At 44.5% G+C, this 26,618-nt stretch carries 24 protein-coding genes; 13 read left to right on the forward strand and 11 right to left on the reverse strand.

What is annotated here, in order from left to right:
• Positions 1-2: 2 nt before the first annotated feature.
• Positions 3-755, reverse strand: coding sequence for an electron transfer flavoprotein subunit beta/FixA family protein (locus FTU44_RS08285; RefSeq protein WP_005097655.1), 753 nt, complete (start codon positions 753-755; stop codon positions 3-5).
• A gap of 521 nt (positions 756-1,276) precedes the next feature.
• Positions 1,277-1,882 (reverse strand): LysE family translocator, encoded by a 606-nt coding sequence (locus tag FTU44_RS08290; RefSeq protein WP_180050104.1) that lies wholly within the window; start codon positions 1,880-1,882, stop codon positions 1,277-1,279.
• Between the two features lie 112 nt (positions 1,883-1,994).
• Between FTU44_RS08290 and FTU44_RS08295 the strand changes: the two genes are divergently transcribed.
• The gene (locus FTU44_RS08295; RefSeq protein ID WP_004645712.1) at positions 1,995-2,489 is read left to right on the forward strand and encodes an Lrp/AsnC family transcriptional regulator; all 495 of its coding nucleotides are present in this window, start codon (positions 1,995-1,997) and stop codon (positions 2,487-2,489) included.
• A gap of 180 nt (positions 2,490-2,669) precedes the next feature.
• Here the strand turns inward: FTU44_RS08295 and FTU44_RS08300 are convergent, their stop codons facing one another.
• The 7 genes from FTU44_RS08300 to FTU44_RS08330 form a co-directional block, all read right to left on the reverse strand.
• Positions 2,670-3,053: a hypothetical protein gene (locus FTU44_RS08300; RefSeq protein WP_180050107.1), complete on the reverse strand. Its 384-nt coding sequence runs from the start codon at positions 3,051-3,053 to the stop codon at positions 2,670-2,672.
• A 230-nt stretch (positions 3,054-3,283) separates the two neighbouring features.
• On the reverse strand, positions 3,284-4,219 hold the full coding sequence (xerA, locus tag FTU44_RS08305) for a site-specific tyrosine recombinase/integron integrase (RefSeq protein ID WP_005097658.1): 936 nt from the start codon (positions 4,217-4,219) through the stop codon (positions 3,284-3,286).
• Positions 4,220-4,825, reverse strand: coding sequence for an alpha/beta fold hydrolase (locus FTU44_RS08310; protein ID WP_227523632.1), 606 nt, complete (start codon positions 4,823-4,825; stop codon positions 4,220-4,222).
• 93 nt (positions 4,826-4,918) lie between these two features.
• Positions 4,919-5,764: a diaminopimelate epimerase gene (dapF, locus tag FTU44_RS08315; protein ID WP_100534855.1), complete on the reverse strand. Its 846-nt coding sequence runs from the start codon at positions 5,762-5,764 to the stop codon at positions 4,919-4,921.
• 13 nt (positions 5,765-5,777) lie between these two features.
• The gene (gene lysA, locus FTU44_RS08320) at positions 5,778-7,022 is read right to left on the reverse strand and encodes a diaminopimelate decarboxylase (protein WP_180050110.1); all 1,245 of its coding nucleotides are present in this window, start codon (positions 7,020-7,022) and stop codon (positions 5,778-5,780) included.
• 24 nt (positions 7,023-7,046) lie between these two features.
• On the reverse strand, positions 7,047-7,280 hold the full coding sequence (locus tag FTU44_RS08325) for a lipoprotein (RefSeq protein ID WP_180050113.1): 234 nt from the start codon (positions 7,278-7,280) through the stop codon (positions 7,047-7,049).
• A gap of 133 nt (positions 7,281-7,413) precedes the next feature.
• Positions 7,414-8,817, reverse strand: a complete 1,404-nt coding sequence (locus FTU44_RS08330; protein WP_180050116.1) for an amino acid permease — start codon at positions 8,815-8,817, stop codon at positions 7,414-7,416.
• Positions 8,818-9,137: 320 nt separating this feature from the next.
• Between FTU44_RS08330 and FTU44_RS08335 the strand changes: the two genes are divergently transcribed.
• Entirely contained in the window at positions 9,138-10,484 is a 1,347-nt protein-coding gene (locus tag FTU44_RS08335; RefSeq protein ID WP_005097666.1) for a sodium:alanine symporter family protein, read from the forward strand.
• Positions 10,485-10,584: 100 nt separating this feature from the next.
• Here the strand turns inward: FTU44_RS08335 and FTU44_RS08340 are convergent, their stop codons facing one another.
• The gene (locus FTU44_RS08340; protein ID WP_005169959.1) at positions 10,585-10,989 is read right to left on the reverse strand and encodes a hypothetical protein; all 405 of its coding nucleotides are present in this window, start codon (positions 10,987-10,989) and stop codon (positions 10,585-10,587) included.
• A gap of 174 nt (positions 10,990-11,163) precedes the next feature.
• On the opposite strand from FTU44_RS08340, the gene radA reads away from it, so the two are divergent.
• From radA to FTU44_RS08370, 6 genes are all read left to right on the forward strand, one after another.
• Positions 11,164-12,555, forward strand: coding sequence for a DNA repair protein RadA (gene radA, locus FTU44_RS08345; RefSeq protein WP_159138228.1), 1,392 nt, complete (start codon positions 11,164-11,166; stop codon positions 12,553-12,555).
• Between the two features lie 118 nt (positions 12,556-12,673).
• Entirely contained in the window at positions 12,674-13,678 is a 1,005-nt protein-coding gene (locus tag FTU44_RS08350; protein ID WP_005169956.1) for a Tim44 domain-containing protein, read from the forward strand.
• Between the two features lie 208 nt (positions 13,679-13,886).
• Positions 13,887-14,243, forward strand: coding sequence for a hypothetical protein (locus tag FTU44_RS08355; RefSeq protein WP_034608454.1), 357 nt, complete (start codon positions 13,887-13,889; stop codon positions 14,241-14,243).
• A gap of 1 nt (position 14,244) precedes the next feature.
• Positions 14,245-15,966: a PepSY domain-containing protein gene (locus FTU44_RS08360; RefSeq protein WP_180050119.1), complete on the forward strand. Its 1,722-nt coding sequence runs from the start codon at positions 14,245-14,247 to the stop codon at positions 15,964-15,966.
• The gene (locus FTU44_RS08365; protein WP_100329080.1) at positions 15,963-16,301 is read left to right on the forward strand and encodes a DUF3325 domain-containing protein; all 339 of its coding nucleotides are present in this window, start codon (positions 15,963-15,965) and stop codon (positions 16,299-16,301) included. The genes FTU44_RS08360 and FTU44_RS08365 overlap by 4 nt, the downstream gene beginning before the upstream one ends.
• Before the next feature lie 98 nt (positions 16,302-16,399).
• On the forward strand, positions 16,400-16,918 hold the full coding sequence (locus FTU44_RS08370; protein ID WP_005097675.1) for a tetratricopeptide repeat protein: 519 nt from the start codon (positions 16,400-16,402) through the stop codon (positions 16,916-16,918).
• A gap of 79 nt (positions 16,919-16,997) precedes the next feature.
• On the opposite strand, the gene FTU44_RS08375 is transcribed toward FTU44_RS08370, so the two are convergent.
• Positions 16,998-17,531: an SLATT domain-containing protein gene (locus FTU44_RS08375; RefSeq protein ID WP_180050122.1), complete on the reverse strand. Its 534-nt coding sequence runs from the start codon at positions 17,529-17,531 to the stop codon at positions 16,998-17,000.
• A gap of 228 nt (positions 17,532-17,759) precedes the next feature.
• On the opposite strand from FTU44_RS08375, the gene ahcY reads away from it, so the two are divergent.
• From ahcY to FTU44_RS08400, 5 genes are all read left to right on the forward strand, one after another.
• The gene (gene ahcY / locus FTU44_RS08380) at positions 17,760-19,142 is read left to right on the forward strand and encodes an adenosylhomocysteinase (RefSeq protein ID WP_159138232.1); all 1,383 of its coding nucleotides are present in this window, start codon (positions 17,760-17,762) and stop codon (positions 19,140-19,142) included.
• Positions 19,143-19,402: 260 nt separating this feature from the next.
• Complete coding sequence (gene metF / locus FTU44_RS08385; RefSeq protein ID WP_180050126.1) at positions 19,403-20,239, forward strand: methylenetetrahydrofolate reductase [NAD(P)H]; 837 nt, start codon at positions 19,403-19,405, stop codon at positions 20,237-20,239.
• A gap of 108 nt (positions 20,240-20,347) precedes the next feature.
• Positions 20,348-21,058, forward strand: coding sequence for a 16S rRNA (uracil(1498)-N(3))-methyltransferase (locus tag FTU44_RS08390; RefSeq protein WP_180050129.1), 711 nt, complete (start codon positions 20,348-20,350; stop codon positions 21,056-21,058).
• Between the two features lie 176 nt (positions 21,059-21,234).
• Complete coding sequence (locus FTU44_RS08395) at positions 21,235-24,111, forward strand: bifunctional diguanylate cyclase/phosphodiesterase (RefSeq protein WP_180050132.1); 2,877 nt, start codon at positions 21,235-21,237, stop codon at positions 24,109-24,111.
• 140 nt (positions 24,112-24,251) lie between these two features.
• Complete coding sequence (locus FTU44_RS08400; protein ID WP_005169926.1) at positions 24,252-26,531, forward strand: NADP-dependent malic enzyme; 2,280 nt, start codon at positions 24,252-24,254, stop codon at positions 26,529-26,531.
• Positions 26,532-26,618: the final 87 nt, after the last annotated feature.

Genomic DNA, 26,618 nt, shown 5'->3' on the forward strand with positions numbered 1-26,618 from the left:
TATTAGATCACTTTCGCTTCGTTTTTCAATTTTTCTACAAGCTCGTCTACAGACTTCACTTGTACGCCAGCTTTACGCTCTGCAGGTGATTCAACTTTTACTGTTTTCAGTTTAGTTGTGGTCGTTACACCAAAATCTGCAGGCGACTTGTTATCAAGCGGTTTTTTACGCGCTTTCATGATGTTTGGAAGCGCTGCATAACGTGGCTCGTTCAAACGCAAGTCAGTGGTAATAATGGCTGGAAGTGCAAGTTCAACAGTTTGTAAACCACCGTCTACTTCACGTGTTACTTGTACTTTGTCGCCATCTACTTTCACTTCAGAAGCAAATGTACCTTGGCCCGCACCCATTAGAGCGCCAAGCATCTGACCAACCTGATTAGAGTCGTCATCAATGGCTTGCTTACCTAGAAGGATTAATTGTGGTTGTTCAGCTTCAACAACACCTTTCAGAATTTTAGCAATTTCTAGCGCACCGAGCTGGCTGTCATCAGCTTCAACCAGAATACCGCGGTCAGCACCAAGCGCCATTGCAGAACGGATCTGTTCTTGCGCTTCTTTAGGACCAATAGAAACAACAATGATTTCTGAAACAGTTCCTTTTTCTTTTAAACGAACCGCTTCTTCCACTGCGATTTCACAGAATGGGTTAATTGACATTTTAACGTTGGTTAAGTCAACACCACTGTTGTCCGGTTTAACACGAACTTTAACGTTGGCATCAACCACACGTTTTACAGCAACAAGAGCCTTCATGTAATCCTCGGCTGTTTTAGCAAATGTAAATGTTGAGAAAAGTTAGTGTAACTCTTCACTTAAATTTTTTTAGGTGCCCTATCTTGCAATGTGTACGGCATTTCGGTCAAGTCACAATTCAACAAAGAGCTGTAAAAATGCGTAAATTTACCTGAACGATGCGTTCACAATTAATTGTTATCCATTTATTACAATGAAATGTATAAACATTTACTTAAAATTTAAGCATTGATTTATATTATTTTTTTATTTGATTAGTCACATCAATAGTTCTGATTGAAAAGCTGTACGCAAAATAAAATGAAAGTAGTTGGCAGCAAAACTGGCAGGATGAACCCACAATCATATTTGTCATTTTAGACAGAAATCTTCTTTGAAACGGATTTGGCCCACTAAAAAGACTAATTGACTGAATAAGCAACCCGCTCACTTATAGATACGCTGGAAAAGTCATCTCTTTTTCAAGTGCTTTTAACCATAAAAAAAGCATACTGTGAAAAGTATGCTTTTTTGAATCGGGATTAATTGATGATGAGCCAGCTTGCTGCAAGCGCCAATAAACCACCAGAACTTCCGTCTACCCATTTTTGTTTACGTTCATCAATCTGGGTTTTCTGGCTGATTTTGCTGAACAAAATACTTAATCCGCAATACACCACAAAAATCAGACCAATAAAAATAAAGGACAGAATCAAACCTTGACTGACAGTATTGGCTGATTTATCAATAAACTGTGGCAAAATCGCAAAATAAATCAGCATGCCTTTCGGGTTTAATAACGCAGTAAAAAAACCTTTTTGAATCGGATTGGCTGATGTCTTTTTCTCAATGTTCAGCACATTTTTACTGAATACTGACTTGAACAGGCCAAAGGCCAGATACAGCAGATAAGCAATTCCGAGCCAGCGAATCGTTTCAAACAGCACCGGAAAGGACACAATAATCGCGGCAATTCCGAGTGCGACCAGAATCGAATGCACCAGATAACCACAACACACACCGACAGTCGCCATCATGCCTGCTTTTGCATCTTTACCCATCACTTGAGACAGGATAAATAACATATCGGGTCCAGGCGTAAAAATCAGGGGAAGCACGGTCAGTGCAAAGAGTACAAATACAGACATTTCCTTTTCCTTTCGAACTCCAGAAAGTGAAACAAGTATCTGCGATTTTTTACAAAATTGGCTTTCAATTTATTTTATAATAAGTCTTATTTTTCGAATATTATTCTAATTTATGAAAATATCCACCAAGTCTGTGCGAGTAAAACTTGATCGAATTGATAAAAATATCATTCGACACTTACAAGCCAATGGCCGTATTCAGAATAATGATCTGGCGCGGGAAATTGGACTTTCACCTTCCTCCTGTTTGCGGCGGGTCAAATTACTGGAAGATGCGGGTGTGATTCAGAATTACACCACCATTGTCGATCAACAGAAAATTGGCTTTCAGCTGATTTTGTTTTCACGGATTTGGCTGGTCGGTCAAGATGCTGAAACCATTGACACCTTTATTGAGGCCATGAAAGAACTGCCTCAGGTGATGGAGTGCTATATCATTTTGGGAGAGAGTGATGCCATGCTGAAGGTTGTGGTGCCTGATCTGGAAAGTTACCGTAAATTCCAGTCGACCCATCTGACTAAAAAAAATGGTATTACCAGTGTTAAAACCGATTTACCTAGTCAGATTATTAAACAGAGTTTCCAATTGCCTTTAGAAGATTTATAAACGAATGGATTAAGAATGGCGACGGCGTATTTTTAATTCCAGCGCTAAATAATCATAGCCAGCTTAAAGCACCCGCTATGTTGCAGATAGATAGATCGCAAGTTTGACGATAAGAAAAATATCAGGTTGCCTTGTTTAAAGACAACCTTTTTCTTGAGTAAAGCCGAGATACTAGGGAGTTTAGGCAGTTACCTGTGCTAAAAAATCACGATGAATATGGCTTAAATCCACCAATTCATAGTCTGATAATTCAAAAACTATCCAAATCGCAATCGCATCTTCTTTTAAATCGACCGCTTGGGTGGCACGATTCGACACTTGCCACTGTAAATCAGAAATCCATAAATAGTATTGTCCTGTCATTGCATTAAATGCCTGAACTTTACCATCGGCATTAATCCCTTGAATGATGGCACCTTCAGGTAAAGTCGCTGCAAGACTCGGTAAGCTAATGTCCACAAAATGCTTGATTTGTCGCAAACCATAACCTGCAAACATTTCTTTTTGAGCTGCGCTTAACTGTGCATATTTTTGTTCTATATCTGCAATCACTATTGTGTCCATATCAATTCCCATCCGCCAAATGCTGAGACTTTGCTCAGTCATACTTCATTTTAAATATTAATTACTCGTTCTTGTTATACCTGAAATGGCGCATTTAACGAATAAGACAATAGTGAAATGCCCAACAGAACGCCAGCTTTCAGTTCAATTCCATTTTAAAATTTAAATATGAAAGTTTTATGCCAAAAAAATATATTCATGATTCTTACTTTCTACCACTTGGCGCATGATCAATCCTTTTTATGCTGTGCACGCGGATGCGCCTGATCATAAATTTGTGCCAGATGATCAAAATCGACGTGAGTATAAATCTGGGTGGTGCTTAAATTACTGTGGCCCAGCATTTCCTGAACCGCACGTAAGTCGCGGCTATTCGACAGCATATGACTGGCAAAGCAGTGACGTAACAAATGCGGATGTAAATCCACATTGACGCCTGCGCGCTGCGCCTGAAACTTGACCCGATTTTCAATTTGGCGTGCACCCAGTGGATTGCCCTTCTGGGTAATAAATACATTCGCCTCTGGCACAAAGTCGCCATTCCAGCGTGGATAAAGCTGTAACCAGGCCATGACACTTGCTTTGGCCTTGGAGCCGAAAGGCACAATCCGGGTTTTATTACCTTTACCAGTAATACGTAACAACTGCCGGTTAAAGTCGATATCTTTGATTCTGAGGTTTTGTAATTCGGCCAGACGCAACCCACTGGAATACAGCAACTCCAGAATCGCTTTGTCCCGGAGCCACATTTGCTGCTGGATTTCATTTTCAGGCGCAGGCTGATCGATGATCTGATTCACGGTTTCAATGTCTACCATGCCCGGCAAAGGACGCGATTGGCGCTTTAACTGAAAATCATCAGCCGGATTAAAAGCGAGATGCTGGGCCTGCTCTGCCCATTTCATAAACTGGCGAATGGACGACAGCATGCGCTGAAGACTGCTGGGACTCAGCTGATGCTGTTCGACTTTTTCAGCCAGAAACTGGCGCAGGTCTGTGGCTTCTACATCATTTAAATTGAGCTGCTCACGCTGGCAAAACTCTAAAAAATCCGAGACATCACGAGCATAGGCCTGCAAGGTATGTTTAGACTGGTTCTGGATTTCACGTTCTTTCAGCCACATATTGAGCAAAAGTTGAGGGGGCACAGTCACTGCATGCTCCATTTAAAATTGCTCCAGATAATCTTGAATCAGTGCTGCCACCTGATCTGCATGAGTGTTGGCAAAGAAATGATTTCCGCCTTGGATGATATGCAGTTTTGCATGTTTAAATATTTTTTCTAAGTATTGTCCTACTTGAATGGTGCTTAGAGGATCATGATCTGCCCAAATTAGCAAAATGGGAATTTCAAGACCGGCGAGCTGATCAGGATTAAATTCAGTGTGATCTTGTACAAACCAGTTCGGTACTGCTTTAAACTGTTCACGATAATCTGTTCGCCAGTCGGCACAGTGAAATCTCTTCAAATTTAAACCGCCTGATGTCGCCAACAATACCAGCCCTTTGACTTTTTGCGGATGCTTAAGCGCTAACCCAACTGCCAGTACACCGCCCATCGACTGGGCAATCAGAATGGAGTCATCCTGAATCTGCCTATTTACTAGTTCTTGCAAATCATACAGGTTTTGAATGGCTACATTTGGCGTCACCCCATCAAATCCTGGATAGGCAATGACCTGCTGATCTGGATATTCGGTTAATGCTGCCCTTAACGGCTGCCAAAAACCTTGGCTGCCAGATGCACCCGGTAAAAATACAAGCTGATTCATGAAGGCATAATCATGCATATTAAATTTCAGTTTCATCCTAACATAAAAAAAGCACCGTTCTGAGCACGGTGCTTTTTTAAAACTTAATGCCGATTAACCCTGAAAATAACGCAAATCCAGACGCCCTTCATACACGGTCGCCGTTGGTCCGGTCATCCAGACCACATCGCCTTCTTTCCACTCGATCTGCAACTTACCACCTGCCAGCTCGATTTCAACCTTGCTCGACAGCAGACCACGGCGCATACCGGAAATGGCTGCGGCACAGGCACCTGTACCACAGGCCAAAGTCTCGCCGACCCCACGTTCATACACACGCAAACGCGCATGTTTTTCATCAATGATCTGCATAAAGCCAGCATTGACCCGTGCCGGGAAACGCGCATGCGCTTCAACTTGTGGGCCAATACGTGCCACATCGGCAGCAATCACATCCGGTACAATCGTCACCGCATGTGGATTACCCATATTCACCACATCAATGCTCAGCTTTTCACCGCTAGCAAGCTCAATGTCATACAGGCTTTCCGGTGCATCGGCCAAAAATGGAATGTCCTGTGGCAGGAATTTCGGATAGCCCATATTGACCCGCACCCAGCCATTGGCACCCAATTCCGGTTCAACAATACCAGACTTCGTCTGTACCTTGATTTTGGTTTTGCTGGTCAGCTGACGGTCATGTACAAACTTGGCAAAACAGCGCACGCCATTGCCACATTGTTCTACTTCCGAACCATCGGCATTAAAAATCCGATATTTAAAATCTGCACTCGGTACGTCTGGTGGTTCAACCACCAGCAGCTGATCAAAACCAATACCAAAGTTACGATTGGCCAAGCGCTGAATGGTGACCGGATCCAAATAAGCGCGCTGGCTGATCAGATCAACCACCATAAAGTCATTGCCCAGACCATGCATCTTGGTAAATTCTAATAACATCTCGATTTAGTCCTTAAGGCAATAAACGCTCACGTTCCCAGAGTGATTCAATCGTCTCACGTTCACGAATCAGATGTGCCTGATCTGCATCAACCATCACTTCAGCCGCACGGCCGCGACTGTTGTAGTTTGAGCTCATCACAAAACCGTAGGCACCTGCGCCCAAGACTGCCAGTACATCATTTTCTTTGATTGCCAATTCACGCTCTTTACCGAGGAAATCACCGGTTTCACAGATCGCACCTACCACATCCCATTCTTTAGTTTCAGCATCATTACGCGGCGTCACTGGCTGAATGTCCATCCATGCTTCATATAAAGCCGGACGAATCAGGTCGTTCATCGCCGCATCAATGATGGCAAAATTACGATGATTGGTCGGTTTGAGCAGATCGACTTTGGTCAGCAATACACCCGCATTGGCAGAAATACTACGCCCCGGCTCCATATACACTTTCAGGCCCAATTTTTCTAATGCTGGACGTAGCGCATTGGCATATTCTTCAACCGATGGCGGGGTTTCATCTTTATAAGTCACCCCCAGACCACCACCAATATCGATGTGTTTGAGGTGGATAGCCATTTCTTTGAGCTGGTCAATCATGACAATGACACGATCCAGCGCATCAACAAAAGGCTGGGTTTCGGTGAGCTGTGAACCGATATGACAGTCAATCCCGACCACATCCAGATTGGCCAGTGACGCCGCATATTGATAGGTTGCAAATACGCTATCAGATGGAATACCGAATTTATTTTCTTTTAGACCGGTTGAAATATAAGGATGGGTTTTGGCATCGACGTCCGGATTCACGCGCAATGAAATCGGCGCTTTAACATTCAATTCAGCCGCAACCTTTTGAATACGATCCAGCTCGGCATGAGATTCCACATTAAAGCAGGCAATGCCCACTTCTAAGGCTTTTTTAATATCTGCTTCAGTTTTACCCAGACCCGAAAATACAATTTTTGCGGCATCACCACCGGCTTTCAGTACACGTGCCAATTCACCGCCGGTCACAATATCAAAACCGGCCCCCTGTTTGGCCAATACATTCAATACCGCAAGATTGGAGTTGGACTTTACCGCGAAACAGATTTGATGATCGATAAAGTTAAAAGCACGGTCCATATCTAAAAAATGCTTTTCCAAGGTGGCTTTGGAATAAACATAGAGAGGTGTGCCAAATTGCTCTGCGAGCTGTTGTAATGAACATTGCTCAGCGTGCAATACCCCATTAATGCGGGTGAAACTCATGAAGGTATCCTTTCTTTGAAAGCGTTAAGGTGTAGTCGTTGAATCTGATGCTTCAGGCGCAGCAAACTGTTGTTGCACAGAGGCATCTCGTTCTTCATCGGAGGCTTTGGATTCAGCTTCGGTATTTTTATATAACAAATACTTGGCACGCTTGTCGTAATCTGGATCATTCGGCAAGTGCAACGCACCTGACTGCCCACAAGCTGCAAGAACAAGACTTGTCGCCAAGATACTGATGTAGCAAATGACTTGATGCATCTGACCACCTAATTGAATAGTGTTTCGATGAAGTATAACGCGATGATCACCATGACCAAAGCGCTAAAGCCTAGAGATTATCTTTAGCGATAAAAAAACGCCAGCAGATCGCTGACGTTTTTATTGATAAGGTTTATTTATGTTTCTGTTTATAGAAACCGAAATAGCCAACAACCAGAAGGATAAACCAGATCGGGCTGACCATCAGTGCTTGACGGGTATCGTCTTCCAGCGCCAACACCACGATCATGCTCAGGAAGAATACGATCACAATCCAGCAGGTCACCAGACCGCCCGGCAACTTAAAGGTCGATTTGGCATGCAATTCTGGACGTGTTTTGTAGTACACGATATAGCTCCAGATAATGATGATCCAGACACAGATAAACAGAATCGTGGATAAAGTCGTTGCTAAAGTGAAAGCGCGGACGGTATCTGGAACGAAATACTGTAGTGCTGCACCCAGCAACAAACATACCGCAGAGAAATACAAGGCATTTGCCGGAACTGCACGACGGTTTAAGCGACCAAAGGCAAGTGGTGCCTGCTCTTCACGCGACAGACCGAACAGCATACGACTGGTCGAGAATACCCCACTGTTCATCGATGACATCACCGAGGACAACACCACCAGGTTCATGATGATCGCAGCTGCGGCAATACCAGCCTGACTAAACAGGTTCACAAAGGGCGAGATATTTGGATCAATCTGATTCCATGGCGTTACCGACATCACAATCAAAAGTGCCAGTACATAGAAAATAATGATACGGATCGGAATCGAGTTCACTGCTTTCGGCAGGTTCTTTTCCGGATCTTTGGTTTCAGCTGCGGTCGTACCCACCAGCTCTACACCCACGAAGGCAAAAATCGCAATCTGGAACCCGGCCAGGAAGCCCATCGCTCCAGTCGGGAAGATACCGCCATGTGACCAGATATGACTAAATGACGCAACTGTGCCGGCATCCGAGGTAAACCCGGTAAAGACCATCCACAGGCCAACGGCAATCAGCACCACAATCGCGATAATCTTGACCAGAGCAAACCAGAATTCCATTTCACCAAACAGTTTGACCGTGACCAGGTTCAAACCCATGATAAACACAATCGCGGCAACGCTGATCATCACTCCTTCTTCAGGACTAAAGGGCAAGCCATTATTGAAGAATTGCAGGTAATAAATAATCGCGGATAGATCTGCGATCCCGATAGTGATCCAGCACAGCCAGTAGGTCCAGCCAACAAAGTATCCGGCCCAAGGCCCGATCAGATCCGTGGCAAAATCAATGAATGATTTATATTGCAAATTCGAGAGTAACAACTCACCGAGTGCACGCATTACCAGAAATACCATAAAACCGATGATCATATAGATCACCAGAATAGAAGGGCCTGCGAGACTGATGGTCTTGCCCGAACCCATAAACAGGCCGGTTCCGATGGCGCCACCAATGGCAATAAGCTGTAGATGCCGATTGGATAAACTTCGCTGTAACTCACCGTGCTCTGCCGATGAACTGTTATATTTTTCTGACATTATTGATTTCAACTTCGAGTTTTACTCGCGACAAATTAACGTAAAAAAGCCTGAATACAAAAAGAAAAATCACATCATTTGTATTTTCTGCCTAAACTGTAAAGTTCATTTATTTTTCTTATATCTCACTCGCGCCAGCTTAACGCTTATTTTTTCGACGCCCGAGATTCAAGAAACTTCTTGTCAAAGCAGCAAAACCATGTAAAAACTAGAACACAATTCCGCCATTTTAAGTATTCAGGATGAATACCGATGGCACAATAATTGCTTTTTAATCAATATCTCGAATTACATAGACATGGATCAATAAGAAGAATTTTATGCAAAATTTACAAAGTTTAATGGAGACTTTAAGCGGCTGGGTCTGGGGCCCTTATATGCTGGTACTGATTGTCGGCACCGGGATATTCCTCACTTTCCGCTTATTGTTCTGGCAATTCCGTATGTTGCCACTGGCCTTCAAACAGGTCTTTGGCAAGCATCCCGAGCACTCAGGTGATATTTCCCAGTTCGCTTCACTGATGACTGCACTGTCTGCCACGATTGGTACCGGTAATATTGCCGGCGTAGCCACCGCCTGTGTGCTGGGTGGTCCGGGTGCGGTGTTCTGGATGTGGATGACTGCACTGTTTGGTATGGCGACTAAATACGGCGAAGGTGTCCTTGCAGTCAAATACCGGATTAAAAATGAAAAAGGTGAAATGTCGGGTGGTCCGATGTACTACATCGAACGTGGCCTGAAATGGAAATGGCTGGCGCTGATTTTTGCCTTGTTCGGGACACTGGCCTCTTTTGGGATCGGCAGTTCAGTGCAGTCCAATACTGTTGCACTGGCAGTTGAAAACAGTTTGGGGATCGAAACCTGGATGACCGGTATTATCATTACTGCCTTTTCAGCACTGGTGATTTTGGGCGGGATTAAATCGATTTCCAAGGCATCTTCGGTGATTGTTCCAATCATGGCGGTAGGCTATGTGGCTGGTGGTCTGGTCATTATTCTCAACAATTTAGAACTGGTAGCGCCTGCACTAAAAATGATCTTCACCTATGCTTTTACCGGTGAAGCTGCAGTAGGCGGTGCGATTGGTGCGGCGATTCGTTATGGTGTAGCACGTGGGGTATTCTCGAATGAAGCCGGCATGGGCTCTGCGCCGATTGCAGCCGCAGCAGCAAAAACCGACCATCCTGCCCGTCAGGGTCTGGTCTCTATGACCGGTACTTTTATTGATACCATTATTGTGTGTTCGATTACTGGTATTGTTCTGGTCATGGGCTACATCATGGCCGGTAATTCATTTGGCGATCAGACCGGTGCAGTACTGACGATTGGCGTGTTCGACAAACTCCTGCCCGGTGTCGGTGGCTGGGTGGTCACCTTCGGAATTATTTTCTTTGCTTATTCCACGATTTTAGGCTGGAGCTACTACGGCGAAAAATGTGCCACTTACTTGCTCGGCGAAAAGTTCGTTCTACCCTATCGTATTATTTATATTGCATCGGTTTTTGTCGGCTGTATCGCGACACTGGATCTGGTCTGGTTATTTGCCGATACCTTTAATGGTCTGATGGCGGTTCCCAACCTGATTGCATTGCTGTTATTGTCTGGCGTGATTGCCAAGGAATCGAAAGACTTCATCGCAAGGCGTAAATCTGGTGAACTTTATTAACCGCCTTATTGCTTAAATCCCGAACCAAGAGAATAAAAAGCCACATCAATTGTGGCTTTTTATTATTAATTATTCGAAATCCAAATCCAATATTCATGTTCTATGAGCGTAAACCGCCCCATTCTGGTAATTTGCCGTCAGATTCGAGTTCAAGTGCCAGTCCTAAAGATAAAACAAAAAACTGAATGCCTTCAATTTTCATATTGCCCTGATCATCTTCCAAGTACTCGCTCAGTTTTTGATAAGTTTTATGCTGCAGGTCAAAAGGTACATCCAGATATAGACTGCCCGAATACACGTCACTGCGGACTGTGGGCTCAATGCCCAAACACGGTATATAACGGATACCCTGTTGCTCTAACCAGCCGATAAACATTTGCCGAACCGAGTGAGCGTCCTGATCTGGGTATACATACTGTTCAAAATGCACAAACAGCACATCACGGTTTTTTTCACGTGCGATCGCATCAATATGTTTCAGCAATTGTGACAAGATCTGTTCCATTTCAGCATAACAAGACGGGCATTATAGACGGCGTTGATACACAACATCCGAATAAGCACAAATAAAAACGACAAGCCTTGTCGTAAAAACCATGATTTCTCAGGTGAAAGGCTTGGTTTTAGATCACATTCACCGCTATGCTGTCAGTCAATTTCAATCGCTTCATCTTAAAATATGGCTAAAGCAAAAAGTGTCTATCGTTGTGAACAATGTGGTGCAGATCATCCGAAATGGTCGGGACAATGTTCGGAATGTGGGGAATGGAACAGCCTGACTGAGGTCAGCATTGCACCTGCGGTTACACATCGGGCTCAGCCAAAAATCGCGGGTGGATATGCAGGTCAGGCATCCACAATCACCACCTTAAATCAGGTCTCAGTCTCGCATGAAACACGCTTACCGACCGGTATCAGTGAGTTTGACCGGGTTCTGGGCGGCGGACTGGTAACGGGTTCAGTGGTTCTGATCGGCGGTGATCCCGGCATTGGTAAATCAACCATTTTGCTGCAAACAGCCACGCATATGGCCTCTGCCAAAAATCCGGCCTTATATGTCACCGGCGAAGAATCCCTGTCTCAGGTCGCATTACGTGCCCAGCGTCTGGATCTGCCAACCGATCAGCTCAAGGTCATGGCAGAAACCTGTGTCGAACGCATTTGTGAAGTACTGGCCCAGCAACGTCCTGCCGTCGCAATTCTGGACTCAATTCAAACCCTGTATACCGAGACCTTACAATCGGCTCCAGGTGGAGTCTCGCAGATTCGTGAATCCGCTGCCCTGCTGACCCGTTTTGCCAAAAACAGCGGTACCTCTTTATTTCTGGTCGGTCATGTCACCAAAGAAGGCGCCTTGGCAGGCCCACGCGTACTTGAGCATATGGTCGATTGTGTACTGTATTTTGAAGGTCAGTCCGATTCACGTTACCGGATGATCCGTGCCGTCAAAAACCGTTTTGGCGCGGTGAATGAACTCGGGGTGTTTGGCATGACCGACAAAGGGCTGCGCGAAGTGTCCAATCCATCTGCAATATTTTTAAGCCGTTATGATGAAGCGATTCCGGGCTCGATTGTCATGATCAGTCGTGAAGGCACGCGTCCACTCCTGGTCGAAGTACAGGCTTTGGTCGATGATGCGCATGGTCAGCCACGACGGGTCGCGCTGGGTCTGGACCAGAACCGCCTGAATATGCTCTTGGCCGTCATGCACCGGCATGGTGGTGTACAAACCTCAGGTCAGGATGTGTATGTCAATATTGTTGGTGGTCTTAAAATTACAGAAACCGGCTCCGATCTGGCGGTACTTCTGGCCTGCGCTTCCAGTATTCGTGGCAAGGCCTTACCACAACAACTGGCTGTTTTTGGGGAAGTCGGGCTGTCTGGTGAAATTCGTCCCGTGCCAAATGGACAGGAGCGTCTGAAAGAAGCGATCAAGCATGGTTTTAAATACATTATTGTGCCGCGTGGCAATGCACCGCAAAAAACCATTGCAGGCGTGCAGATTATTGCTGTTGCCCGTTTGCATGAAGCCCTGAGTGAAGCCATGTCTTTAAGTGATGAGCTAAATTAAGCATCAGGCAGTGAATTTGCAGTAAAGCGCAAAAAAATACAGATTTTTGATTGAAATTCCACACAAAGCCTATATAAATAGACTGTACAAATAGGTTTTATTCTCATAGGAAAAATGAATGCAAGTTCGACAGCGCGGTTTGATTACAGGTATCTTGACAGCAGTATTATTGGTTGCGCCTTTTGCTGCTGAAGCAAAACGTGCCGGTGGCGGTAAAAGTCACGGTATGCAACGTTCTGCACAGCCTACCCAATCTTATCAACAACCTCGTCAAGCTGCGCCTGCTCAACAAGCGCCAGCTGCCGGTGCTGCAACCCAGCAAAAATCTGGCCCAGGTGTGGGTGGTATGGTTGCTGCCGGTGTAGCGGGTGCTGCGATTGGTGCCGTAGCTGCCAATGCATTGGCCGATGATCAAAGTGTGGCAGCGTCTGAAGCTCAGGCGGCTCCAGCAGAAGAGGAAAAAGGTGGTATTCCAGGCTGGATCTGGATCCTGCTTGCTGCTGCTGTTGCCTTCTTCATTTTCCGTAAGATGGGCGCAAAAAAAAAAGTAGCTTCTAATCCATTTGCACCAAATAGCGGTGCTGGTAATACAGCACCTTTTGGTCAAGCACCGACTGCACCTCGCGGTGGTGACAATAGCAATATCTTTGGTCAGAATGTTGGTGGTCAAACGCCAAGTACTAATGCACCGTTTGGTTCTGCGCCGGTAAATACGGCGCCTTTCGGCACGGCTTATACCCAAAGTGGTAGCCAGTTACCGGATGGTACTGAACCTGCCGCGTTCTTGCGTGTCGCACGTCAGCGTTTTAACCACATTCAGTCTATGAATACGGCAAGCAATATTTCGGAAATTCAGCGTTACCTAACTCCTGATCTTTATCAGTCAATGCGTAATGACATCATGAGCAATCAGGATCAGGATGTTGCCGAGTTTTCAAATCTGAATGCCATGGTGGTAGATTCATCGACTGACAATGGTCAGTATATTGTCAGCGTACGCTTTACCGGTACGGTAAGCGAAGACTTGAACAGCTTGCCACAACCGTTTGCAGAAATCTGGCATTTCACTAAACCAGCAGGTTCAAATCAGGACTGGGTGGTTGCAGGTATTCAGCAAGACTAATTCTGAACAGATAATATTTAGACAGCGGCTTTCGAGCCGCTGTTTTTATTTTTAAAGCTTATATTTTTTAATACCCCCCTTTTAGCCTGTCCAATAGTTCTTTTTATTTTTCATATAAATAGTTTGATGTTTCGTATTTAAAATATAAACAATAATTGTTATCATTCGCATCGAAATAGCTTAACAAGTTTAATAGATAGAATTTTCGATGATGAGTAGTCCGAATATGCATGCAATAGCGACTGAAACAGTTACTGCACCGAGTCCATCGAGCAAAAATAAAGTTAAAGCAAATCTGCTGGTTTATCGTGGGATGATTTTATATCGCTTTCTTTTGGCTGGTGTCGGCGGTTATATGCTTGCCTCGCTGGCTGCCATCGTGATTGCCCAGATGTTTATGGATGCAGGAAGCAGTGCTGCCATGTCAGCCACCCTGATTGGTTTTAGCCTGAATACCGCAGCCTTTATTTGGGTATTTATGGTCAACAAAACTATCAAGGCAACGCTCGGAATCGTAATTCCCAGTGTTTTGCTCTATATCAGCTATAAATTCCTAGGAAATTAAGATGAGAGTAGATGCAAAACAGGAAGGGCCACGCCAGTCGATGTCATGGTTGCATACCTGGGCCAGTCTGATTTTAGGCTGGCTTTTATATGCGATTTTTTTAACTGGAACTTTAAGTTTTTTCCAGAATGAAATCAGCATCTGGATGAAACCGGAATTTCATCAGTCAGTCCCACAAAAGTCCCAAATCGAACAGACCCGTGTCGCATTGGCTTATCTGCAACAGCATCATCCGGATGCCGGCAGCTGGGCGATTCAGCTGCCTAACTCACGCCAGAATACCACCATACTGAATATTCGCGGTGCCGGTGAAGATCCGCGTGCCCGTCGTGGCGGTACCCGCCTAACCATTGACAGTGCAACCGGTGAAGTGCTGCAAGCCCGTGAAACACGCGGTGGTTCATTCTTATACCGTTTTCATTTTGAACTGTACGGACTGCCCCGAATCTGGGCGCGCTGGATTGTCGGCATTGCAACCTTGCTCATGCTGGTGGCGATTATCAGCGGTGTGATTACCCATAAGAAAATTTTTAAGGATTTCTTTACTTTCCGTCCTGGCAAAGGTCAGCGCTCCTGGCTGGATGCCCATAATGCAACGGCGGTATTTGCCCTGCCGTTCCATATCATGATTACCTTTAGCGGTTTGTTACTGCTGCTGTTTACCCTGATGCCTTGGGGTGTCAACCAGATTTATGAAAATCGAGGCGCATTTCTGCAAGATCAACGTAAGAGCTTGATTCAGGACAATAGCGTTCAGGCTGAATCCGGTGATAGTGACCAGCGTCGACCGCGTAGTGAGGGAGAGAATCGTGGTGAACGTGGTGATATGTCTGCACGGGGTGAAGCTCGCCGTTCGCGTGGCGATGCGTCACCTGCCCGCCCTGCGCCATTGGCAGACTTAGCGCCCATTCTTGCAGCAGCAGAAAAGCAATGGAAAAACAATCCGGTTGCTACAATTAACATCATCCAGCCAAATACCGCCAAAGCTGAAATTGAACTTCGTGCCTTAAATGGGGTCAGCGTAGCCTATCGTAATGTTTATCCGAGTCTAGCTTTCAATGGCGTGACGGGTGAATTAAAGCTGGATCAAACCACACTGAAAACACCTTCAGTTGCAAACGGTATTTATAACGTATTTACCACATTGCATGAAGCACGTGGCGTGGACTTGGCTCTACGCTGGTTATTGTTCATGTCTGGTGTGGTCGGCACATTCATGATTGCGACTGGTTTGATTCTGTGGTGTGTCAAACGCGCACCACAACAACAAAAGCAAGGCTATAAATCTTTTGGTTATCGTCTTGTGGAAGTGACTAATATCGCGGCAATTATCGGTTTACCGATTGCCTGTGCTGCCTACTTTTATGCCAACCGTTTTATTCCTGCAGACATGGACATGCGTTTGAACTGGGAAATTCGCAGCTTCTTTATCGCGTGGTTGCTGACCTTAGTTTATGCCATGATTCGTAGCAATCGTCAGGCCTGGCTAGAGCTGCTCCTGCTTGCAACAGCAGCATTTGCCCTACTCCCAATTGTAAACTTCCTGACCGGCGGTCAGGCAATCTGGAACAGCATCATGCATGGTCAGTGGATGATTGCTTCTTTTGATCTGGCGATGTGGGCGCTCGCGATCCTGTTCTGGTTTGCATTCAAGAAAGTGAAAAACCATAAAGGCTTGCCGCCAAAAAAAACCAAAGCTACATTAAAGGAGAATCAGGCATGATGTTCTTCTTATTGATTTGGGCTTTGACTTCTCTCGGTTTATTTGCACTTGCCGCGTCGATGTCCAAACATCAGAAACAGATCTTTGCTAAAGAGCTAGATGCTTCCAAAACCAGAATGGCCAGCATTCTTGGCTGGGTGATATTAACGATTGCGCTCATCCTGTGCCTGTTCGCAGGTACAATCAGTAACATGATCAGTTATTGGCTGGGCAGTTTAACTTTTGCAGCATTGGTCGTTGGTTTAAGCCTGAGCTATCTGGAAAGTAAAATTAAAGTAATCGCCTCAATCTGTGTGGTAATCGCCGTGATTTCAGCAATCATTTGCTTGGTCTAAAATTCTAATTTACCCCCTCATACTTGAAAAGCTGATCTTCGGATTGGCTTTTTTAATTTAAACCTTTAGTCTACGCATAATATTTTTGAGATGTTGATATGACCCAGCGTGTTTCTCCCTCTGCTGCCCTGACCAATCTTGCCTTAGCAGGCAATGCTGAAGCACAATTTGAATTGGCTGAACTGTATATGCAAAGCGAGCATGATGATGACATTATTCTGGCTGAAGAATGGGCATTGAAAGCTGCCAACGGCGGACTGGTTGATGCGATGTACTGGTTAGGTGAAGGTTATACCGTTTATGCCAAAGAACTGGCTGAAGAAGATCCAGAAGAATCTAAAGCTCACTTTGAGTTAGCCTATTACTGGCTAAGTAAAGCCAATATCGAGAAGCACCCTGCTGCGACTTTAGAGTTGGCCGGTTTCTACCGTCGCGGTGATGTAATTGAAAAAGACGTGGAAAAATCGATTGCTTTGGTCAAACAGGCTGCGGAACTTGGCGAAGTTCAAGCAATGCGCGATCTTGCATTTATTTATGCCAATGGTTTAGGCGTAGATGGCGATGAAGAACAGGCTGAGTTCTGGACTCAAAAAGCAGATGCTGCTGAAACTAAATAAGTAAGAAAAGCCCGTCAGATGATGGGCTTTTTTTCTTATTGCTCCGATATTTATACCAATAGTTGCCTATTTTTTAAATTCAATTTTTTAAATTATAGCCGTTTTTAAAAGGAGTTATCTCTACTGAACTTCTAGCCTTTTTTAGATCTTTCTCTGATGTCGGAAAAGCTTCGGCCTCTTGGTTAATAAGAAGGTATACTTTCTGTAAGTTTATAACTTCACCCCATAAATCTTCTGAGGTAAAAGGCTTATCTTCATGTTTCATTATTAACATTTTACAATTTCTAGAAACTTCTAAATATCTATTTCCTATTGATCGATGACCTTCTGAATTTTTACTGAAATTAAAAAATGTCTGTACCGCTCCCAATACGGCGCTAAGAAAAGAAAGACATGCAGCTACAATTGAAAGAATTGTATTGTTATATTCAGATGTTAGAAATGCTATAAGCACAGTCCCAATAAAAATATTAAAACAAATTGCAGGGATGCCAATTAGATTATGATATTTTTTCTGTCTATCACTCGCCGAGAAGTGCTTACTTTTGCCTATTTTAGAATCCAATCTGAGCTCTTCTAAAATTATTAAAGCCCCATTAACTTTCTCGACCATACTTTTTCCTTTTCTATTTATTAAGCAACTAATTAATTGTAACTGTTTTATAACTTGGATATAAAATTAAATACAAGTACAATACTGCGCTAGTCGAGGGATGCTGCGACGTTTTACAGGCACTAAATGTAAAATCGCTAGGCTCGACCATCGGTCAGACATTCGTTCTGATCAACAACGGCATCCGCGAACAGAACGATCCAATCTATTTTTTCCTAGGAGATCCTGATGAACGCGGTTACTGCTTCATTTACAGATTACAAAGTTGCTGATATTTCACTTGCTGATTACGGCCGTAAAGAAATTAAACTTGCAGAAGCTGAAATGCCAGCCCTAATGGGTCTGCGTAAACGCTATGCTGCTGCTAAACCACTTGCTGGCGCGAAAATTCTCGGCTGTATCCACATGACTATTCAAACCGCTGTTCTTATTGAAACACTGGTTGAATTGGGCGCTGAAGTTCGCTGGACTTCATGTAACATCTTCTCTACTCAAGATCACGCTGCTGCTGCAATCGCGGCTGCGGGTATTCCTGTGTTTGCCTGGAAAGGCGAAACTGAAGAAGAATACATGTGGTGTCTTGAACAACAGATCAATGTCAATGGCACGCCTTGGGATGCCAACATGATTCTTGACGATGGCGGTGATTTAACGCTACTTGTTCATGAAAAATACCCAGAAGTGATTGCTAAAATCCACGGTGTCACTGAAGAAACAACGACAGGTGTTCAACGTCTGTATGAAATGCTTCGTGATGGCACTTTAAAAGTTCCTGCAATCAACGTAAACGATTCAGTAACGAAATCTAAAAACGACAACAAATACGGTTGCCGCCACTCACTCAATGATGCCATCAAACGCGGTACAGATATGCTTTTATCTGGCCGTCGTGCGCTTGTAATTGGTTACGGTGACGTAGGTAAAGGTTCTGCTCAATCACTTCGTCAAGAAGGCATGATTGTACGCGTCACTGAAGTTGATCCAATCTGCGCAATGCAAGCATGCATGGACGGTTACGAAGTTGTTTCTCCATACAAAAATGGCGTACAAACTGGCAAGAAAGAAGACGTGAATCTTGATCTTCTTCAAAACACTGACCTGATCGTGACTACAACGGGTAACTACCACGTGTGTGACTCAGCAATGCTTGATTCATTAAAAGCGGGCGCTGTTGTATGTAACATTGGTCATTTCGATACTGAAATTGATACAGCTTACCTACGTGGCTACAAGTGGGTTGAAGTGAAACCTCAAGTACACCAAGTGTATCGTTCAGAAAATGAAAATGATTACCTGATCCTTCTTTCTGAAGGTCGTTTGGTAAACCTTGGTAATGCGACTGGTCACCCATCACGTATTATGGATGGTTCATTTGCCAACCAGGTATTGGGTCAAATGCATTTATTCGCTGAGAAATTTGCTGATCTTCCAGAATCTGAAAAAGCTGCGCAAATTCGTGTAGAGCTTCTTCCTAAGAAATTAGACGAAGAAGTCGCTGCTGCAATGGTTGCAGGTTTTGGTGGTGTTCTGACTCAATTAACTCAAGAGCAAGCGGATTACTTAGGCGTTGCTGTTGAAGGTCCGTTTAAATCTGAGACTTATAAATACTAATTGCCCTCACCCCATCCCTCTCCTGAGCGTGCTTCAAGCACAGCTTTGAAGTTCAGCGCAAGAGAGGGTGAATCTCTCAAGCCATTTACATGACAAGCTTAAGTTTGGTATGTAAAGAATTTGAGTCAAAACCCTGCATAATTCAGTAATGAATTCTCCTCTCCTGAGCGAACTTTAAGCACTGCTTTAAAGTGAAGCGCAAGAGAGGTCAGGGAGAGGGTGAAAATTAAAACAGTATTTATAAAAAAAAGGATTTCAACATGTCTAAGCAAATTCCAATTTCATTTGAATTCTTCCCGACCAAAACTGATGTGGGTGCGGAAAAACTCAAAGTGGTTCATCAAGAACTACAATTGCTCAATCCAGAATTTTTCTCTGTAACTTATGGTGCAGGTGGTTCAACTCGTGAACGCACCCTGTCTACCATCAACGATTTTAATGGCAAAGGCGCACCGGTTGCCCCTCACCTGTCATGTATCGGCGATGATAAAGCGCGTATTGCAGAACTGCTTGATCTGTACAAATCACAAGGCATTGACCGTATTGTTGCCCTCCGCGGTGACTTGCCATCAGGTCAGGTTGGTTTGGGTGAATTACCCTATGCCGCTGATCTGGTTCGCTTTATCCGTGAATATTCAGGCGATCATTTCAAGATTGAAGTCGCAGCTTATCCGGAAATGCATCCTCAGGCAGAAAGCTTTGATCAAGACATCCAGCACTTTGTTGAAAAAGTACAAGCTGGTGCCAATGCAGCATTAACCCAGTTTTTCTTCAATCCAGATGCTTATTTCTACTTTGTAGAGCGCATCCAGAAAGCCGGAATTGATATTCCTGTGGCGCCGGGCATTATGCCAATCACCAATGCCAGCAACCTAATCCGCTTTGCGGACGGTACCGGTGCCGAGATTCCACGCTGGATTCGCAAGCAACTGGCAACCTATGGTGATGATACTGCCAGCATCAAAGCCTTTGGCCACGAAGTTGTGGTTAAATTCTGTGAGCGTCTGCTTGCAGGTGGTGCACCAAGCTTGCACTTCTACACCATGAACTCCACTGATCCTACACGCCAACTTGTAAAAGACTTAGGTCTAGCATAAGTTTTTAGGCTGCATTGATCTCACCCATTTTCTCCCTTTGAGAGAAACACAAAGAGGGTGTAAATAGCAATGCAGTCTTGTTTTGTTCCATCTGAGAGTAATCCCTCCATGCCACGTTTTTTTATTGAAGCAGACTTAAATGTTGATACTACGGTTGAGTTAACGGAAACTGTTTTTCATCATTGGGTAAAGGTATTACGTGCTCAAGCGGGCGAAACCGCGACCCTGTTCAATGGACAGGGTGGCGAATATGAAGTGACCTTAACTGAAGTTGCTAAGAAATCAGCCACAGTATCGGTCAATACATTTAATCCGGCTAATCGCACACCCAAGTTCCAGGCCTTGCTCGGTCAGGTGATGAGCAAAGGCGACCGCATGGATTATGCGATTCAAAAAGCTGTGGAATTGGGCGTTTCCGAAATTCAGCTGCTGACTTCGGATCGTTGTGAAATGCGCTTGAAGTATGATCGTGACCAGAAAAAACTGGATCACTGGCAGGGGATCGCGATTGCAGCATGTGAACAGTGTGGACTGAATATTGTGCCTAAAATTTTAGCACCAATATCACTTGAAAAATGGTTGGAAACCGAGCTACCCAAGACCAAACTGGTTTTGGCCCCCAATAAAGATGAAACAGATGTACTGGCAGATGCGACCCTGGATATTGCCCTGCTGATTGGCCCTGAAGGCGGTCTCAGTGAGGCAGAAATTACAGCAGCAAATGCAAAAGGTTTTCTAAACTGGTGTATTGGTGAACGCGTACTACGTACCGAAACAGCTCCTGTCGTGGCCCTTTCAATTTTGAACTATAATCTTTAGTTCATCAGGCCAGTAAAAATTTGTCTTTAATTTTGTTGATTTTTATTCCTAAGACCTCTAATCTCGACGAAAGAATAATAACTATTGATGAGTTAATTTTACACATTTCCTGGAGTTTTTTTATAAGAACAATACATAGGGAAAAACGTTTAGGATGAATACAGGCATTGAATCACATGGTTGATAAGCAAGACGACTATATCCAGCAGCATTTGCATCATGCCCAGATTGCGAACACACTTCGCCATAGTCGCTATTTTTTAATCAGTATAATGGTGATTTGCCTTTATATTTTTTGTATTTATCACCTTCAATATCGTCCTTCCAATACCTATTTTAATACCTGGTTTATTCTGACCGAGCTACTGGTCAGTATGTGCTGGTTGATGAGCACACTTTATTTTAAGCCTGAACAATATGATTTGAAAGGCGCACATCGCTGGTTACAGATTCAGAGTCTTGCTGTCGGGAGCTGTATTGCTGTCGGTATTTATACAATTTACTACTATTTGCCGCAGGCCAATCCCGCATTCGAAGATATTGAAGCACTGACCTTGTCTGCTCTGCTCCTGATTGTGACTCAGGCATTTGGGCTGACCTATCTGACCCAAAAACTCAGTTATTTCTGCCTGGTATTTTTACCCTCTTTATTCCCTTTTTTATTGTCGCAAATTTATCATATCAGCCTTTCCAATCCCTTCTTCGGTCTGGCCTTAAATTTTGCGGTGATTGTCATTCTGCTGTGTGCCAATAGTAGTTATCGTATTCATCGCCGGACATCGCGCTTGTATGCAGAAAACAGTCTGCTGGTTAAAAATGCCGAACAGCAAGTGGTCTGGACTGATGAGCTGTGCCAGCAACTGCAAACTGAAGTCAATAAATCCAAAGATATTGAATTACAGTTACAGCTCAACAATCAACTGCTGGAACAAAAAGTACGGGAACGTACCTATGATATTGAACAGATTAATTATCATTTGAAAAATCAGCAACAGAACCTGGATCTTGCCCATGAGATTGCCGGCATTCGCCCATGGGACTGGAATATCAAAGACCGTCTCATTACATTAACCAATCATAAAGATGAAAAAATTCTGCGTGATTCCAAAGATCATCATCTGCAATTAGAGCATCTGATTCACCCTGATGATCTGGACTATTTTAAGCGCAACATGAAACAGCATTTGCGTGGTCAGATTGAGCGTTATGATGCCACTTACCGGATTCTGCTCAGTGATGGCAGCTGGAACTGGGTGCATGATATTGGCCGCGTGATTAGCCGTGATCCTAAAAATAACAAACCTTTGCGAATGGTGGGTATTCGTCGTGATATTCAGCAGGAACGTATTTCTCAAGAACGTTTAAAACTGGTTGCCAGTGTACTGGAACAGGCCGCGGAAGGGATTTTTATTCTCAATCCTGAACTGTATTATATTGATGTCAATCCTCACTATGAATACCTGAGTGGCTTTGAGCGTGAGCAGATCATCGGTAAGTCTTTATTCGATCTTGTGGCACAAAATAAAGCTGAACAGCGCAGTAACCATGCCAGTATTATCAAACAGCTTCAAAAGATTGGCTCCTATGATGGCGAGGTATACGCCAAATTCATGTCGGGCAAACAATCCGCCTTATGGTTACACATCAATGCCGTCACCGATGATGAAGGCCGGATTACCCATTATGTCGGGATTGTCTCGGATCTGACCGAACGCAAATTACAGGAACAGCGCCTGTCTTATCTGGAAAATTATGACCCACTGACCGATTTACCGAATCGTTTCTATTATAACTATCAGCTGCATCAATATCTGGTCTCGCAAAAAGATTCCATTCAGCAGATGGCCGTGATTCGCCTGAATATCGATCGCTTCCGTCCATTAAATGAATATCTATCCAATAATGGCGGGGATGAACTTTTACGTCAGGTCGCGCAGCGCCTGCGCATGAATAATGCAGAAGCCTTGTTTGTGGCGCATCTGAATGGTGATGATTTTGCGATTATCTATGAGATTTCACATATTCGCCCTTCAGTACAGCGACACTGTGAACGCATCGCTCAGGCATTTACCACTCCATTTAATATTTACGGTCAGGATTATGTGATCACGCTTTCCATGGGCGTGGCATTTTATCCAGATCATGGTCGTCAACTCGATTATTTAAACAACTGTGCCGAACAGGCCCTGAACGAAGCTAAAAATCTGGGGGGCAATACCATTCACTTTTATTCTAATCAAAGTGATGGCCTACAAGAAACGGGGATTTTTCTGGAACGGGATTTGCGTAAAGCCCTCCAGAATAATGAGCTGATTGTTTATTATCAGCCAAAAATTAATTTCAGTGATCAGCGCATTTATGGCTTTGAAGCCTTGATTCGCTGGAATCATCCCGAAAAAGGCATTATTCCACCCGGCTTGTTTATCCCTTTAGCCGAACAGACCAGCCTGATTTCAGATATTGGCCGTCTGGTCATCCAGCAGACAGCCAAACAGATCCGCCAATGGAATAATCTGGGCTTTAATCATATTTGTGTATCAGTCAACGTCGTGGCGCAGCAATTGCGCCGCGGTCAGTTACTCGATGATCTGGATCAGGCCATTGCCGATAACCAGATTTCAGGTGCCAGTCTGGAACTGGAAATTACCGAATCGTCTTTAATTGAAAATTCGGAAGCAGTCAAAAACCTGCTGAACGAAATCAAACAGCGACAGATCCATATTGCTCTGGATGATTTTGGCACGGGGTATTCATCCCTATCCTATCTTGCTGATTTCCCGATTGATACCCTAAAAATTGACCGCAGTTTTGTGTCCAAGATTGGTGAAAACAAACAGGAAGCCATTGTCAGTGCCATGGTGGCGATGGGTAAAGCCATGGGCATGACCGTAGTGGCAGAAGGCATCGAGACTGAAGAGCAGTTAGCATATCTGCGTGATTTAGACTGTGATATCGCTCAAGGATATTTATTCTCCAAACCGCTGCCAGAAGAGGAAGCCACTGCGTATTTGACACAAAATATGACCAACGATTCTTATACTTATCAAGTCTAAGTTTATACCCTACCCCAATAAGATTGTTGGAAAAACGGCCGTCTTTGGCTGTGCGAACTGGCGAACAAATGGTATATTCGGGGACATAAATAAATTTTTTACCCGCTGACCGGGTAATCTTTACAACGATCGAGAGACTGATGGACGAACAATCTTTAAAGCAACAGGCCCTTTACTATCACGAGTTTCCTACCCCGGGGAAAATCAGCGTTACACCAAGCAAACAATTGGTCAACCAACGTGACTTAGCCCTTGCTTACTCGCCTGGCGTAGCTGCACCATGTCTTGAGATTGAACGCGATCCTTCAACTGCTGCATTGTATACCGCACGCGGTAATCTGGTCGCTGTAGTGACCAACGGTACTGCGGTGCTGGGCTTGGGTAATATTGGTCCTCTGGCTTCTAAACCAGTCATGGAAGGCAAAGGCGTATTATTTAAAAAATTCGCCGGTGTTGATGTATTCGATATCGAAATCGCTGAAAATGATCCAGATAAAATTGTAGACATTATCGCATCCTTAGAGCCGACTTTTGGCGGGATTAACCTTGAAGATATCAAGGCGCCAGAATGCTTCTACATCGAGCAAAAACTGCGTGAACGCATGAATATTCCGGTATTCCATGATGATCAGCACGGTACTTCAATTATTGTCGGTTCTGCGTTACTGAATGCCCTGCAAATTAATGGCAAAAAAATTGACGAAATCAAGATTGTGGCATCAGGTGCGGGTGCTGCAGCACTATCTTGCTTAAATCTGCTGTGTGCTTTGGGCGCTAAAAAAGAAAACATCATCGTTGCCGATTCACGTGGTCTGCTGACCACGCATCGTGAAGGTCTGGATGAATCTAAAAAAGCGTATGTACAGGACATTGAAGCCACTCAGCTTGGTGATGTGATCGCGGGTGCAGACATGTTCCTCGGTCTTTCTGCTGCCGGCATCCTGACCAAAGAAATGGTTAAGGTGATGGCCAAAGATCCGATCATTTTCGCACTGGCGAATCCGGATCCAGAAATTCTGCCTGAACATGCACACGAAGTTCGTAATGATGTGATCATGGCCACTGGCCGTTCTGACTATCCAAACCAGGTCAATAACGCACTTTGCTTCCCATACATCTTCCGTGGGGCATTAGACGTTGGTGCAACCACGATTAACGAAGAAATGAAAATTGCCTGTGTACATGCAATTGCGCGTATGGCACACGTCGAAGCGGATGCTGCAACTTATGGTGAGAAATCGGCATCATTTGGCCGTGAATACCTGATTCCGGGTCCACTGGATCAGCGCCTGATTCTTGAAATCGCACCTGCAGTGGCACAAGCAGCCATGGATTCGGGTGTAGCAACACGTCCAATTAAAGATTTCTCGCATTATCGTCAACGTTTGTCTGAGTTTGTCTATAACTCGGCATTCGTGATGAAACCGATCTTTGAACAGGCAAAATCGAATCCTAAGCGTATTGCCTATGCGGAAGGTGAAGACCTGCGTGTACTTCGCGCCGTTCAAATTGCAGTCGATGATGGTTTGGCGATCCCTATTTTGGTCGGTCGTCCAGCCGTGATTGAAGCCAATATCAAAAAATTGGGTCTACGTCTTGAAGATGGCGTGAATATCACGATTGTTGATCAAGAAAAGAATCCGGATTATGAGTTGTTTGCAGACGATTATTACCAGATCATGCAGCGTAAAGGCGTTACGCCTGAATATGCACAGCGTGAAGCGCGTCGTCGCTCTACCTTAATTGCATCGATGCTGGTCAAACATGGCATGGCAGATGGCATGCTCTGTGGTACTTATTCAAGCTACGACATTCATCTGGACTTCGTCAGCAACATCATTGGCAAAAAAGAAGGTCATAACACTTTCTTTACCCTAAATGCCTTGATGCTTGAAGATCGTAACCTGTTCATTGCCGACACCTATGTCAACACCAATCCAACGGCTGAACAGCTGGCGGAAATGACCATTCTGGCTGCTGAAGAAGTGCGCCGTTTTGGTATGACCCCACGTATTGCCCTGCTTTCTCACTCAAGTTTCGGTTCAGACCAGCATGATGCCAGCGCGCAAAAAATGCGTAAGGTATATGACATCCTGTCTGAAATAGCGCCTGAGCTAGAAGTGGAAGGTGAAATGCACGGTGATGCTGCACTGGATGAAAATATTCGCCAGTTTGCCTTCCCGAACTCACGTTTTAAAGGTTCTGCAAACTTACTGATCATGCCGAATCTGGATGCTGCCAACATTTCGTTTAACTTGTTGAAAGCAACTTCAGGCAACAACGTGACGATTGGCCCAATTCTGTTGGGTGCTGCGAAGCCGGTACATATCTTGACTCCGACTGCGACTACGCGTCGCGTGGTGAACATGACTGCACTTACCGTTGCAGAAATCCAGCAAGCGGAACAAGACGCACTTTAATCCAATGACAAGATAACGACGCATCCGCCTCGTTTCTTAACTTGAGAAAACCTCTATTCTGTAGCATGATGCTTGTAAGAATAGAGG

This window comes from Acinetobacter sp. YH12105, from assembly GCF_013419095.1.
Classification (GTDB): domain Bacteria; phylum Pseudomonadota; class Gammaproteobacteria; order Pseudomonadales; family Moraxellaceae; genus Acinetobacter; species Acinetobacter pseudolwoffii.

Bases quoted from the DNA above. Each gene is read 5' to 3' on its own strand.
- FTU44_RS08285 (WP_005097655.1), bottom strand. From the start codon at position 755: ATGAAGGCTCTTGTTGCTGTAAAACGTGTGGTTGATGCCAACGTTAAA.
- FTU44_RS08290 (WP_180050104.1), bottom strand. From the start codon at position 1,882: ATGTCTGTATTTGTACTCTTTGCACTGACCGTGCTTCCCCTGATTTTT.
- FTU44_RS08295 (WP_004645712.1), top strand. From the start codon at position 1,995: ATGAAAATATCCACCAAGTCTGTGCGAGTAAAACTTGATCGAATTGAT.
- FTU44_RS08300 (WP_180050107.1), bottom strand. From the start codon at position 3,053: ATGGACACAATAGTGATTGCAGATATAGAACAAAAATATGCACAGTTA.
- xerA (WP_005097658.1), bottom strand. From the start codon at position 4,219: ATGGAGCATGCAGTGACTGTGCCCCCTCAACTTTTGCTCAATATGTGG.
- FTU44_RS08310 (WP_227523632.1), bottom strand. From the start codon at position 4,825: ATGAATCAGCTTGTATTTTTACCGGGTGCATCTGGCAGCCAAGGTTTT.
- dapF (WP_100534855.1), bottom strand. From the start codon at position 5,764: ATGTTATTAGAATTTACCAAGATGCATGGTCTGGGCAATGACTTTATG.
- lysA (WP_180050110.1), bottom strand. From the start codon at position 7,022: ATGAGTTTCACCCGCATTAATGGGGTATTGCACGCTGAGCAATGTTCA.
- FTU44_RS08325 (WP_180050113.1), bottom strand. From the start codon at position 7,280: ATGCATCAAGTCATTTGCTACATCAGTATCTTGGCGACAAGTCTTGTT.
- FTU44_RS08330 (WP_180050116.1), bottom strand. From the start codon at position 8,817: ATGTCAGAAAAATATAACAGTTCATCGGCAGAGCACGGTGAGTTACAG.
- FTU44_RS08335 (WP_005097666.1), top strand. From the start codon at position 9,138: ATGCAAAATTTACAAAGTTTAATGGAGACTTTAAGCGGCTGGGTCTGG.
- FTU44_RS08340 (WP_005169959.1), bottom strand. From the start codon at position 10,989: ATGGAACAGATCTTGTCACAATTGCTGAAACATATTGATGCGATCGCA.
- radA (WP_159138228.1), top strand. From the start codon at position 11,164: ATGGCTAAAGCAAAAAGTGTCTATCGTTGTGAACAATGTGGTGCAGAT.
- FTU44_RS08350 (WP_005169956.1), top strand. From the start codon at position 12,674: ATGCAAGTTCGACAGCGCGGTTTGATTACAGGTATCTTGACAGCAGTA.
- FTU44_RS08355 (WP_034608454.1), top strand. From the start codon at position 13,887: ATGATGAGTAGTCCGAATATGCATGCAATAGCGACTGAAACAGTTACT.
- FTU44_RS08360 (WP_180050119.1), top strand. From the start codon at position 14,245: ATGAGAGTAGATGCAAAACAGGAAGGGCCACGCCAGTCGATGTCATGG.
- FTU44_RS08365 (WP_100329080.1), top strand. From the start codon at position 15,963: ATGATGTTCTTCTTATTGATTTGGGCTTTGACTTCTCTCGGTTTATTT.
- FTU44_RS08370 (WP_005097675.1), top strand. From the start codon at position 16,400: ATGACCCAGCGTGTTTCTCCCTCTGCTGCCCTGACCAATCTTGCCTTA.
- FTU44_RS08375 (WP_180050122.1), bottom strand. From the start codon at position 17,531: ATGGTCGAGAAAGTTAATGGGGCTTTAATAATTTTAGAAGAGCTCAGA.
- ahcY (WP_159138232.1), top strand. From the start codon at position 17,760: ATGAACGCGGTTACTGCTTCATTTACAGATTACAAAGTTGCTGATATT.
- metF (WP_180050126.1), top strand. From the start codon at position 19,403: ATGTCTAAGCAAATTCCAATTTCATTTGAATTCTTCCCGACCAAAACT.
- FTU44_RS08390 (WP_180050129.1), top strand. From the start codon at position 20,348: ATGCCACGTTTTTTTATTGAAGCAGACTTAAATGTTGATACTACGGTT.
- FTU44_RS08395 (WP_180050132.1), top strand. From the start codon at position 21,235: ATGGTTGATAAGCAAGACGACTATATCCAGCAGCATTTGCATCATGCC.
- FTU44_RS08400 (WP_005169926.1), top strand. From the start codon at position 24,252: ATGGACGAACAATCTTTAAAGCAACAGGCCCTTTACTATCACGAGTTT.